Origin of the sequence: Paenibacillus thiaminolyticus, assembly GCF_003591545.1 — a bacterium.
Classification (GTDB): domain Bacteria; phylum Bacillota; class Bacilli; order Paenibacillales; family Paenibacillaceae; genus Paenibacillus_B; species Paenibacillus_B thiaminolyticus_A.
Map to the genome: position 1 here is coordinate 135,841 of NZ_QYZD01000010.1, position 12,170 is coordinate 148,010.

9 protein-coding genes and 3 pseudogenes are annotated in these 12,170 nt (G+C 56.3%); 3 read left to right on the top strand and 9 right to left on the bottom strand.

Features of this window, described 5'->3' with window-relative positions:
* Window positions 1-26: 26 nt before the first annotated feature.
* Window positions 27-2,378 carry a helix-turn-helix domain-containing protein gene (locus DQX05_RS13285; RefSeq protein ID WP_259391967.1) on the bottom strand — a complete coding sequence of 784 codons (2,352 nt, stop codon included), beginning with the start codon at window positions 2,376-2,378 and terminating at the stop codon, window positions 27-29.
* A 132-nt stretch (window positions 2,379-2,510) separates the two neighbouring features.
* On the opposite strand from DQX05_RS13285, the gene DQX05_RS13290 reads away from it, so the two are divergent.
* Window positions 2,511-4,586 (top strand): class I SAM-dependent methyltransferase, encoded by a 2,076-nt coding sequence (locus DQX05_RS13290; RefSeq protein WP_119794095.1) that lies wholly within the window; start codon window positions 2,511-2,513, stop codon window positions 4,584-4,586.
* A 164-nt stretch (window positions 4,587-4,750) separates the two neighbouring features.
* On the opposite strand, the gene DQX05_RS13295 is transcribed toward DQX05_RS13290, so the two are convergent.
* Entirely contained in the window at window positions 4,751-5,623 is an 873-nt protein-coding gene (locus DQX05_RS13295; RefSeq protein ID WP_119794096.1) for an SDR family oxidoreductase, read from the bottom strand.
* A 154-nt stretch (window positions 5,624-5,777) separates the two neighbouring features.
* On the opposite strand from DQX05_RS13295, the gene DQX05_RS13300 reads away from it, so the two are divergent.
* Entirely contained in the window at window positions 5,778-6,740 is a 963-nt protein-coding gene (locus DQX05_RS13300) for a helix-turn-helix transcriptional regulator (protein WP_119794097.1), read from the top strand.
* Between the two features lie 109 nt (window positions 6,741-6,849).
* Window positions 6,850-7,361: pseudogene (locus DQX05_RS13305) on the top strand (DUF1572 family protein).
* Between the two features lie 50 nt (window positions 7,362-7,411).
* Here DQX05_RS13305 and DQX05_RS13310 read toward each other — a convergent pair.
* The 7 genes and pseudogenes from DQX05_RS13310 to DQX05_RS13335 form a co-directional block, all read right to left on the bottom strand.
* Window positions 7,412-8,212 carry a glycosyltransferase gene (locus DQX05_RS13310; protein WP_259391968.1) on the bottom strand — a complete coding sequence of 267 codons (801 nt, stop codon included), beginning with the start codon at window positions 8,210-8,212 and terminating at the stop codon, window positions 7,412-7,414.
* Window positions 8,213-8,405: 193 nt separating this feature from the next.
* Window positions 8,406-8,708, bottom strand: a pseudogene (locus DQX05_RS13315) (glycosyltransferase); the annotation flags it as partial.
* Window positions 8,709-8,974: 266 nt separating this feature from the next.
* Window positions 8,975-9,394 carry a sensor histidine kinase gene (locus DQX05_RS32030; protein WP_259391969.1) on the bottom strand — a complete coding sequence of 140 codons (420 nt, stop codon included), beginning with the start codon at window positions 9,392-9,394 and terminating at the stop codon, window positions 8,975-8,977.
* Entirely contained in the window at window positions 9,339-9,719 is a 381-nt protein-coding gene (locus DQX05_RS32035; RefSeq protein ID WP_259391970.1) for a sensor histidine kinase, read from the bottom strand. Before DQX05_RS32035 ends, DQX05_RS32030 begins: the two co-directional genes overlap by 56 nt.
* Window positions 9,720-9,859: 140 nt before the next feature.
* A complete protein-coding gene (locus tag DQX05_RS13325; protein ID WP_119794098.1) occupies window positions 9,860-10,327 on the bottom strand; it encodes an NUDIX domain-containing protein in 468 nt (155 codons plus the stop codon).
* 141 nt (window positions 10,328-10,468) lie between these two features.
* A pseudogene (locus tag DQX05_RS13330) lies at window positions 10,469-11,350 on the bottom strand (pyridoxal phosphate-dependent aminotransferase).
* 347 nt (window positions 11,351-11,697) lie between these two features.
* Window positions 11,698-12,087, bottom strand: coding sequence for a hypothetical protein (locus tag DQX05_RS13335; RefSeq protein WP_119794099.1), 390 nt, complete (start codon window positions 12,085-12,087; stop codon window positions 11,698-11,700).
* Window positions 12,088-12,170: the final 83 nt, after the last annotated feature.

The window sequence follows — 12,170 nt, forward strand, 5'->3', positions numbered from 1 at the left end:
TCCGGGTATACCGTTGTTAAGATCGGTTAACCGTTGTTCCGATCGTCTTGTCCGGCCAGCATCTCGCGGTATTTGCCGGGCGTGACGCCCTCGTGCTTTTTGAAGAAGCGCAGGAAGCCGACATCGCTCGCATAGCCGACCCGCTGCGCGATGTCCGAGATCGTCAGCCGGCTGTCCGCCAGCAGTTGCTTCGCCTCCTCGACCCGCAGCTTGGCGATATATTCGGTGATGTTGCGTCCGCCGTATTTTTTGAAGAAAGCGGAGATGTAAGGCGAGGTCATCCCGAACTCGTCCGCCATGACGTTCAGGCTGAAGTTCGGATCCCGGTAATTCGCCTCGATATAGGCCGTCATCTTGCGGAGCAGCCGTTCATGATAATCGCTGCGTTCTCTCCATATGTACTGGCAAAGCGTATTATACTGCCGCATAATCCGCTCCTGCATCTCCTCCCCGGCCACGGGCCGCGCGGTCAGTCCCACCGGGTCGATCGGAGAGCCGAACACCTCCCGATCATCGACTTGAATGCTGTTTATGATTTTCATTAATGTCGTTAATAACTCGATCGTCAAGCAGCGGATCCGATCCGGAGTCACCTGCTCCCGCTGCCAATTCAGCTCGAAAATATGCTGCAGCAGCTTCGCCGTCTGTTCCGCGTCGCCGCTCTTGACAACGTTCATCAGCTGAATCTCCGTCTCAATCGGATAGTGATAGTACGGAGATTGGCCCGCGTCAATCTGTTCATACATCATCGTCGATTCCGTCCCGTGCACGATCCGGTAATCGAGCGCCATCAGCGCCTCGCTGTAGGCGGCCGCAATCCGATCGATCCCGCGGTGAATCGAGCTGACGCCGCAGGCGATGGACAGCTTGAAGCGAAGATGCGCCGTCTCCTTCATCGGCAGCAGCAGATCGTCCCGGATCGCGCTGACGGAGGCCGACGATTCCGGCACATTCAGCAGCACAGCCAGCCGATCGCGCTCCAGCTCGACGATATAGCCCCGCCCCTGCAGCAGCTCATGACCTAGATTCGTCAGCACGAACCGGACCAACCCCCATTCGCGTTCGGTGTCCCCCTGAATGAATTGCGAGCAATCGGCGATATCAATCAGAATGATGCCGAAATACTCGTGATCGAGCCGGATGTCCATGAAAACGAGCGTCTCGTTCATCCCGTAAGACAGGTCGACATGCCCGCGAATGAGGCGCGACAGGAAATTCGCTCGCAGTACGGGCGCTTGCTCGGACAGCGTATGCCGCAGCTTATCCTCCTCCTCCAATGTCCGGATAACCGATTGCTTAATCAGATCGAATTCGTCCCGATATGTCTCGGCAGATGACCGTTCCCGCTGCGCCAACACCTTCACCACGCTCTTGATCGGCTGATAGTAGCGATAGGCCATCGCATAGGAGCCGCCAAGCCCCGCCGCCAGGCAGGCCATCAGGAGGATCAGCGCCCAGCGCTTGATGACGAGCACCTCCTGCAGAACCACCTTCTTCGGTATGACCGAGACGTATTCCCAGCCGTTGCTTCCCTTGACGCGCGACAGAACCATCGGCTCTCCGTCGATCCGCATCTCGTTATTACCGTTGTCCTGCTGCAGATGACGCTGAATGGCGGAGGCCTTATCGCCGTGAACCGTTGACATCAGCCCCTCCTGCTTATCGTTCAGGATCATGAGCGAGCCATCATTGACGCCTTCAATCTGCGTCAGCATCGCTTTAAGCTGCTGCTCATCGATCTCAACGATCAATTGCCCCTTAATATCGGATACATACTCATAAGGAAGAGATTGCACGAAGGTGACCATGTTGGATTGGACATTCTCCCGCCTGACAGGTTCGGAAGGCGAATAGTGCTTCGGATGGTGCCCCGTCAGCAGTTGATGGCGGACCCATTCGCCGCTACGGGAGGTGTAAATGGCGATGCGCGAGAAATAAAGAGAGGCATCCGTCTTCATCTCGGGGGTCAGAATCATATCGCTCCCTTGGAAATAGACCGCAAAATCATGGATGAAGCTGCTGATGTTTTTGTATTTACTCAGCTCCTTCAAGGCGTCAATGACCTTCAATTGCTTCTCCAGCCCTTCGCTGCCGGCATTGTTCAGCAGCCATCTGACCTTGGGATTAAACGCCACCTGGGCTGTAAGCTGCTCCACTTCCTTCAATCTCGAATCCGTAATCTGGTTCAACTGCTTCAAGAGACCGTTGTTCGTACGGATCGCGTGATTGATCATAATCTCCTCCATGCGGTAGTAAAAAACTCCTGCCACCGTCACCGGCAGCAGCAGAATAGCCAGGTATGACAGCAGGAGGGTCAAAAAAACGCTCCTCCTCGTCATGGTTCCTCTCCAGACGCGGATGCTCCAGCGATCCTTCACCCCTGTTCCCCCTTCCCTTTTCTTCAATAATGTGATGGCTTAAATATAATCAATGAGAAGAAGATGCGCCATTTCCAATATGGTAAAATAACAGATACTTATCGCATCAATCCAAGGAAATGAGTGAAGGCCATGCTGACATCATTAGAACATATCCGGATGTACAGGGAAGGACGCGACGATCCGGCGCTGCTGTCGGACAATCGCTGGCTGCAATATATCGTTACGGCCGAGGAGCGCATCGTCAATCTGGAGCGGATCCAGTCGCTGCAGCAGCTGGCGAACTCCAATCCGGTGCTGGATTACGTTGAGCGCACCTTGCAGGTGCTGGATGGGCTGCCGCTATCGTTCTGGATTAAGGAAACGATCGAAGAGGTATTGAAATGGTCGGAGACGGCCAAGGGCGGGAGCGTCCGTCAACGCATCGCCTGGCAAGAGCAAGGGATCTCGTTGTTCGCCCACAATGTAGGCTCGGCGCAGCTATACGGCCAACATACGCGGAATCAGCGGCAGGAACGCGTGCTGCTCACCCACACGCTCATTTTTACGCATGGCCTGATCGGCCAATATTTGCGCGGCGAAGTTCCGCTGGCGGAGAATGCCCCGCTCTATCATCTCATCGAGCGGGGCATCGTCACGGCGCAGGAGATGCGGGATCTGCTTCTGCCGCTGAACCAATGCATTATCGCGGCGGTATCCCCTGAGCTGTGGGATGCGCTGAAGGCCGATACCAAGCTCGTCATCGAGCAAATCGCAAGCGGACGCTTCGCCGAAGGGTTCACCCTTCCGGAGCGCATCCGCCGGCTGCGGGCGATGTCCGAACGGCTCGGCGAGAACACGGAAGCGGAGCTGAGGAAGCTGGCCGAGCAGCCGCGGGCGCTGGATTCGCTCCGGGCTTTGGAGCCGAAGACGCTCTGGTATGTGGAAGCCGCGCTCCATGAATGCACGTTCGAGGAATTCGTGAAGATTTTCTTATTAGCGTTGGCCGATCCGGAGATGGGCACCCACATCCGGCATATCAGCTTCGAGCGCCTGATGAATGGCATGTATTATGATTACCGGGGCCGGAAGCATTTGAACGTCTATAAAAAGCGGATGATCGAGCAGGCTCTCCGCTCCTTGAGCTGCGATGACATCGCGAACGGCGCGAAGCCGGACAGCCCGCATCTGGACTTACGCATCGAGCGGGCGGACGGGATGGCCGACAGCGTCTACGTGGACTTCGTCTTCTCCCCCGCCGCCGAGAAGCTGATTGAGTTCTGCATCGAGGCCGAGAAGACGCCTCTCTACGAGCGGGCCATTCTGATGCTGTTCGATCTGTTCGAGCTGCGGCGTGACGCCTATGACCGCTTCCACAACGAGGAGGCGTATCTGTCCGATCTGAACGGGTCGGCCGATTATAAGCAGGTCATCCTCGACTACGTGACAGGCTCCCGCGTCATCGATATCGGGCCCGGCGGCGGCGCCATGCTCGATCTGCTCGAAGAGCGGCTGCCGGAAGCGGAAGCGATCGGCATCGATATTTCCCAAAATGTCATTGAGGCGCTGGAACGGAAGAAGCAGTTGGAGAACCGGCGCTGGCGCGTTATGAAGGGCGATGCCCTCGATTTGAAGCGGTACGTGGCTCCCAAGAGCATCGATACGGTCATTTTCTCTTCCATTTTGCATGAGCTGTATTCTTATATTGATTATGAAGGACAGCGGTTCAATCCGAAGACAGTCGCTGCCGCCCTCCGCAGCGCGTTCGATGTGCTCTCCCCGGGCGGACACATCATCATACGCGACGGTATTATGAGCGAGCCGGAAGAACAGATGCGGATAATCCGCTTCCGGAGCGCGGACGGCCTGCCATGGCTGGAGCGGTATGCCAAAGACTTTGCCGGGCGGCGCATCTCGGTCGAGCGCCTGTCTCCGTTCGAGGCGAAGCTGCCGGTCAATGACGCGATGGAATTTCTGTACACGTACACCTGGGGACCCGAAGCGTATGTGCATGAGGTGCAGGAGCAGTTCGGCTATTTCACGCCGACGCGGTATGCGGAGTTCATTCTGCGCACCCTTGGCGAGCGTGCGGCAATCCTCCGCTGCGATCATTACTTGCAGGACGGATATACCGAGGCGCTGGCGCCGAAAATCAGATTGCTCAATGAACACGGGGAGCCTGTCCGCCTGCCGGACAGCACCTGCTTGATCGTGATTGAGAAACGGTAGCGCGGAAATAGCGGACAGGCCGATATCCTTCTCCTGCGCGGGAAGGCATCAACTGGCTGCAGCGGATGTTAGCGGAACTTCCGCGTTGAACCAGCGGCAAGGGAAGCCGTGAAGGAAGAGCTGGCAGCCGACTCTTCCTTCACAGCTGTCTTGAGTCCGGCCGCTTATCCGATGCCCTGCTCCTTCGCATAATTGCCCCAATGCGGACGGCTTCCGTCGACATCGGTGAACGGGTACCGCTCCGACAAGCCCCATGTGCTGAAGCTTTTCCCCGACAAGTCCAACTTGTCCGGATCGGCGGCCAACGCCGCAATCGCCCGGCCGATATAGACCGGCGTCTCCGACATCAGGAAATGCGGCTCCTTCTTCCCGGCTTCTCTCCAATTCTCCGCCGTCACGCCGAAATGATCCAGCATCTCCTCGGAACGAAGGAAGCCCGGCGTAACCGCGACGGCGGTTACCCCATGCGGGCGCAGATCCTCTGCCATCGCGGCTGCGAGATGAATGGTAGATATTTTGGCCAGACTGTAATACAGATTGCCGCGGTAACGATAATCGATGCCATCCGTAATCTCAATGATGATGCCCTGCCCCCGGTTCACCATGAGCGGTGCGCCGTAATAGCTCGTCATCATATGGGAATGTACGGCCTGCTGCTGCATCCGCAGCCCGTTGGCCAGCGAATGCTCCCAGAAGGCGGTTCCCCACTGGGTCAGCGACTCGCCTCCCCATACGTCGTTCACCAATATATCCAACTGACTGTCCTGCTCGGCCCGAATCCGCTCGAACAGCGCCTTCACTTCCTCCTCGACCGTATGATCGACACGAACCGGAATGCCCTCGCCTCCATGGGCCGTCACCAGCTCCGCCGTCTCCTCGATCGTTTCGCTCCGACCCATGTCGGACTGCCGGCCGCGAACCGAACGGCCCGTGCAGTATACGGTGGCCCCGGCCTCTCCCAGCATCGTGGCAATTCCTCTGCCCGCTCCCCGCGTTGCGCCAGCTACGACGGCCACCTTGCCATGCAATGGCTTCATGTTCTCATCATCCTCTCTACATTCTTGTACGAACCTAGTGTACCCGACCCTATATGACATCTATTGTCATATTGATATGATAAGATGAGATTAGATGAGCACGCTGCAAATGAACTGCGTCAGAAATAAATTACACGGGAAAGAGGATGATAGGATGCGGGCAGATAGGCTGTTAACCATTGTGCTGCTGCTGCAGAATCATGGCAAATTAACGTCGAAGGAGTTGGCCCGGCAGTTGGAGGTATCCGAGCGGACCATCATGCGCGACATGGATGCTCTCAGCGCCGCCGGCATTCCGGTGTATGCGGATCGGGGATCGAATGGCGGCTGGATGCTGACGGAAGGATACCGCACGACGTTGACGGGAATGAAGGCGACAGAGCTTCTGTCGCTTCTGCTGATCCCCTCCACCCTGCTCGATGATCTCGGCCTTCGGGAAGAGGGAGACAGCGCCCTGCGGAAGCTGCTCGCCTCCACGACCGCCGAGCAGCGGCGGGATGCGGAGATTGCCCGGGAGCGCCTCCATATCGACGGAGCGGGTTGGCATGAGACGACGCAGGACTCGTCGCCCTTACTGTCTCTGCTGCAGGAGGCTGTATGGGAAGAGCGGGCGGTTCGCGTGGACTACGAACGCGAGGATGGCGTCGTGACCCGGACGCTCCATCCGCTCGGGCTCGTGGCGAAGCGGAATGTGTGGTACGTCGTCGCGGAGACCGGCGATGCCCTGCTGCGCACGTACCGCTTGTCGCGGCTGCGGCATGCCGAGCTGCTGGACGAGACCTTCACGCGCCCCGCTGGCTTCGACCTTGCGTCCTACTGGGCGCAATCGACGGCCCAGTTCACCGCAAGCCTGCCGCGCTACCCGGCGCGTATTCGGCTGCGCGACGATATGCTGGAGCGCTTGTCCCTGGACCGGTACGTGCGGGTCGGCCCGGTCCGGGCGGCAGACGGCGGGTGGTCCGAGGCCGAAGTCGAATTCCATACGCTGGAATCAGCCGCCGAGACAATTCTCCGCTTCGGGCCGCGGATGGAGGCGATTGCACCGGCTGAGCTGCGCGCCGCAGTCATTGCGGAAGCGAAGGCGCTGCTGGCGCAATACCGCGAGGAGCAGGCCTGATGCCGCTTTTTCGAATGCCGCCTATGTACTTTTTTTCTTCCATCGTATAGGTGGCCATGTTATTTACAGGTATACTGGAAGCAATTCCAATGCCGGAGGTGCATGTATCATGCCGCAAGATTCGAAGGAGAGCGTGGCTCAGCATTATTTGCGGATCGTCATCGATAAATTCACGAGCCTAAAAGCGGACGCCGAGCGTGCGATGGCTCAGCTTCAGGAGCAGGATATCCATTGGGCGATGACGAGGACTCGAACAGCGTCACCATTATCGTCCAGCATATGAGCGGCAATATGATATCCCGCTGGACCGATTTCCTGACGAGCGACGGAGAGAAGCCGAATCGCAACCGCGACGATGAATTCATCGATTCGATTCGTTCCAAGGACGACCTGCTGCGGGTATGGAACCGCGGGTGGGACGTCTTCCTGAATGCGCTCCGCTCCCTGACCACGGACGATCTGTTGACGACGGTCACGATTCGGAACGAGCCCCATTCCGTTCTCGAAGCGATCGAGCGCCAGATGTCGCATTATTCGTATCATGTGGGCCAGCTCGTCTATGTCGCGAAGCAGATTCGAGCAGAAGAATGGAGCACCTTATCGATTCCCCGCAAAAAATAAGGCCTCGGCACAGGGCAGGCCTGCCCTTCGTTCCGGACCGACTCCTGGCATCAACTGTCTTCAGACCCGTTTCCCTGATCGCCCCATCTACCGTTGGCATATCGCTCGATCATGTCCGCCAGCTTCTCTATCGTGCCGATCGCATTGCCTGAGTGCGAATCCATCCGCTGCACATACTCCTCCCTTTTCTCCGCTAGCGTATGCACCATGCGCAGGAAGGCGTCCGACGACACGTCTGCATCATCCAGCACCTCGGCGAAGCCTCTGTCCGCGAACGATCGGGCGTTCAAAATCTGATCGCCGCGGCTGGACCCCTTCGGCAGCGGAATCAACAGCATCGGCTTGCGCAGCGACAGCAATTCAAAGATTGCGTTCGATCCGGCCCGCGAGATGACGACATCGGACATCGCCAGATGAGGCAGCTCGTCATGGACGAATTCGAATTGCTTGTAGCCCGGAAGCTGCAGAGCTTCATCCACCTGGCCCGCGCCGCAAATATGCACGATCTGGAAGGTGTCGAGCAGAGAACGCAGGTTGGCCCGGATCGCCCCGTTGATGCTTTTGGCGCCCAAGCTGCCGCCCATGACGAGCAGGACCTTCTTCCCTGCCGGGAATCCGCAATGCAGCCGGCCACGGGCGGCATCCCCCTGGCGCAGCTCCTCGCGCACGATCGCGCCGACGTATTCCGCTTTGCCGCTGCGGATATGGTGAAGCGTCTCCGGGAACGTCGCGCAGATCCGGGTAGCGAAGGGAGTGGCGATACGATTCGCCAAGCCCGGCGTCATATCCGACTCGTGGATGATAGCCGGCACGCGCCGCATCCATCCCGCCGCCACCAACGGCACGGACACGAATCCTCCCCTTCGAGTGGTCGTTCAAAAAGTTCGATTTTGATCACGAAGAGCTACAGGGAGCAACTCTGCATCGAATCTTGCATTCACTCTTGAAGTCCGCTGCTCATGTAGTCCCGCCTACACTCCGCTGCTCCTTCTTCGAGTTCTTGCAACCTTCTCGGTGCTGAAAATCGTCCTTTTTGAACATTTACTTCAAGAAAATAATGCGCGGCCCAATGCGCCTCAATAACGCGTAGGCTTGGCCACAACCTTTTAAGACCTTGAACGGGTCCTTCACATTGTTCCAATCCGCATAGCGCCTTAGCTTCCCCGTCGAGATGCCGTGATAGGTCACTTCGGAGAAGGCGGACATGATCTTCCGTTCGATTCCTTCATACGACCCGATATAGTGAATATCCCAATTCCGCTCCAGCAGCTTGGGAATCAAGGCGGCATTGACGCTTACGTGCCCTGCCGAGCCACCTCCGGTCAGGACTATCTTTTTATTCTTCATCCGCTTCCTCCTCCCGCGCCCCGTTGACCAATCATCATGATACCTTGCTGACAGGCTTCGGACATGCGAATTTCCTGTCGCAACGGAATCGGATGGAATGCCTGTCAGCCATAGCGGACCTATTGGTTTACATAATATTTATTATGATAACTATATGTCTTACTCTTACTGGACCTGGATCATTTCGCATAACGAGGAATACCGCAACATACTCTTTACTTGCCTCATTGTATTCTACCGCTTCCCGTACTGGCAAATAAAATCGATTACCTCTTCGGCAGCCGTACCGTGAAGGTGAAGTGTCCGTCCTCATGCCGGAGCTTGATCGTGCCGCCATGCAGCTCGACGATGTTCTTCGCGATGGACAGTCCCAGACCGGAGCCGGATTGAATCGCATGCGCCGTGCGGGAATCATCGGCCTTGTAGAAGCGTTCAAACAGATGCTTCTCCTGCTCCGCCGTAATCGGCTTGCCCTCGTTCTCGATCGCAACGCTCAGATGGCCGTTCCCGGATTGGAACGAGACATGAATCTGACCCGGCCTAATCGAAAATTTCAAGGCGTTCAGCAGCAAATTATCGAGGGCTGGGATGATCTTCTCGCTGTCCACTTGAACGAGAGCAGGCACGGGTTCAAGCTGGCAATGCAGTTGCACCCCATACTCCTGCGCAATCGGCTCGAATTCCACGAGCATCTGCTCCAGCAGATCGACCGGCTCCTTGTGGAGCTTCACATCGGATGAAGTGAGGCGCGTGATACTCGAATAAATCTTCAATCAAATATTTCAGAAGAATGGCCTTCTTGTGCGTATTCCGAATAAATCGCTCCTGCTCTTCCGTGTCTTGATACGATTTGCTCGTCAATAGATCCAGGTACCCGATAATGCTCGTAAGCGGCGTCCGCAGATCATGGGAACTCCCCGTAATCAGCGCCATTTTCGCTTGCTCCTGCTGCCGTTCATTCGCTTGCTGCAGCATCTGCGCCTCCGCCATCGCATTGATGCTCTCCGCCACCCTCCCCGCAGAAAAACTAAAGAAATTCTAAAGACGCCCGCTGGGAAGGAGCTGCGTTCTCAATCGGCATACGGCACGGTAAATCTGCGTCCGGATCAACAAAGCCATCCAGCATGCATACTTGGATGGCCTAAAAATCCTTATTTTCGAAGCAGAACGTTCTTCTTCAACAGCAAGTCCTCGAAGACAGGCCGTTGGACGGTACTGATCTGTGCGGTATCGATCTGCTCCAGACGCTTGAATTCCAGCGCCGCCGATTCCCCCGCCTCGTCCCGAAAGCGCAGCGTCTTGCCGTCTTCCTCCAGCTTCCCTTCCAGATTCACTGCCGCATTGAACAGGAACATGACGAACACGACTTCATTGCCGTCCGGGTATGTATAATGCATTCGTTCGCCGCTGTAGATCGAGTACAGCTCATACCGCTCAACCACAAGCCCCGTCTCTTCATTGACTTCCCGAATCATGGTGTCCTCGATCGCTTCTCCCGGCTCCATGCCGCCTCCTGGCAGCCCCCAGTTGCCGTAATCCGATCGCTTCTGCAGCAGCACTCTGCCGGCACGATCGCGGATGATCGCTCCCGCGGTCACGATGATTTTGCTTTTTGCCACATTTTCCACCCTTATCTTTGTATATTTCGACGTTGCGCAGCGCATGCGGCAACCCGTGTCTAGCGATGCCTGCAAGCGCCCCTCCCTGTCGGCATCCAGCCGCGCCTATTAATTAATCACATTTATGATTAATGTCATTAATTATATTATAACGCCTATTTTCCTCACCGCATCGATAAATGGCTTCATTTCTTCACCCGTTCCGATCGATACTCTCAAGTAGTTATCGATTCTGGGCTGAGCGAAGTACCGGACCAGTATGCCTTGCTCGCGCAGTTCCTCGAACAGTCGCTTCGCCGGAATCGCGGGATGGGTCACCATGACGAAGTTCGCCTTCGATTCGATAACGGAGCACCCCAGTTCTTCGAGCTGCTTGACCGTCCATTCCCGCGTCCGGATGACGTTCCGGCAAGTCTCCCGGAAGTAATCCTCATCCTCCAGCGCCGCCTTCGCGCCGCGAGCGCGATCGGGTCCAACGTACTAGGAGTTGAACGAATTTTTGACACGTTCCAGTCCTTCGATCAAGTCTTCCTGTCCGAAGGCCATGCCTACCCGCAGGCCGGCCAGCGACCGCGACTTGGACAGCGTCTGAATGACAAGCAGGTTCGGATAGTCATTGATAAGCTTCACGGCGGATTCCACGCCGAAATCAATATAGGCTTCATCGAGGATGACAACGTGCTCCGCATGCTTCTCCAGCAGCGGGCGGAAGGAATCGGCCGCAACGTATTTCCCTGTTGAAGCATTCGGATTCGGGATGACAACTCCCGCGCATTCCGGATGAAATGCGTCCAGCCGCACATGAAAATCATCATCCAGGGCGATTGTTTCATACGGCAAGCCATACAAATTCGCATATACTTTGTAGAAGCTGTATGTAACATCGGGGAACAGGACCGGAGCTCCCGGCGTAAAAAATGCGGCGAAGGAGAAAGCCAGTATTTCATCGAGCCATTGCCGATGAATACTTGCCGCTCGCTTAGCCCGAATCGTCCAGCCGCGGCCTGCCTCAGCTCCTGGCATGCCGAGTCCGGATACAGGCGCAGATCCGCCTGAACCGCCTGTTCGATGGCAGCCAGCACGCGGGGAAAGGGAGGATACGGATTTTCATTTGTATTCAGTTTGATATAGGTTTTGTCCTTAGGCTGCTCCCCAGGCACATAGGGAACAAGCCTCATGGTCAGGTCGCTCCAATATTTGCTCATGCTCTGCTCTCTCCTTTACTGCGTCGGATCTTCTCACGATGTACTCACAACGTGCCGCGGTACGAGCCTCATCTCTATCTGTGAACGAATTTAATTAATATCATTAAATAAAAAGGCCACAGCCCCTATCCCCGGAAAACAGGCGCCTATCCAAAACGGCTCGAATCAACGAACCTCCCGCCCGATGTCATGGGAATACGTCTCTTCCTGAATAGACGGCCGGGCCGGATCCAGCAAAGTGAGGAACTGTTCATAGAGCAGGTCCAGTTCCGGCTCCCGATACAGAGGTCCCGCCGCTTCCCGGTAGGCTTGTTCGCTTGAAAAGATCTGAATCTCTATCCATAGGCCGGGCTCATCGGAGCTTGGAGCATAATGCAGCGTATAATCGATATGTGCCCGGTATACGGCATCGGCACGTGCCATTAGCTGATGATAGGCCTGCGTCTGCGACGCTTGTATGTAGTAGCGGAATATTTTGTAATACAGAGTTATCCCTCCCGAGTCCGCATTTTTGATTCGAGATCGGCCGTACCCCAAAAAATGACGTTCGAGCATGATTTCGCCTTCTCCACTTTTTCCCTGTCTTCATCATAGAATAGTAAACGTCTATCTGCAATCCCGGATTCTGAGTCATTGGG

Coding starts and splice junctions, on each gene's coding strand:
- DQX05_RS13295 (WP_119794096.1), bottom strand. CDS start 5,623: ATGAAGCCATTGCATGGCAAGGTGGCCGTCGTAGCTGGCGCAACGCGG.
- DQX05_RS13335 (WP_119794099.1), bottom strand. CDS start 12,087: ATGCTCGAACGTCATTTTTTGGGGTACGGCCGATCTCGAATCAAAAAT.
- DQX05_RS13300 (WP_119794097.1), top strand. CDS start 5,778: ATGCGGGCAGATAGGCTGTTAACCATTGTGCTGCTGCTGCAGAATCAT.
- DQX05_RS13290 (WP_119794095.1), top strand. CDS start 2,511: ATGCTGACATCATTAGAACATATCCGGATGTACAGGGAAGGACGCGAC.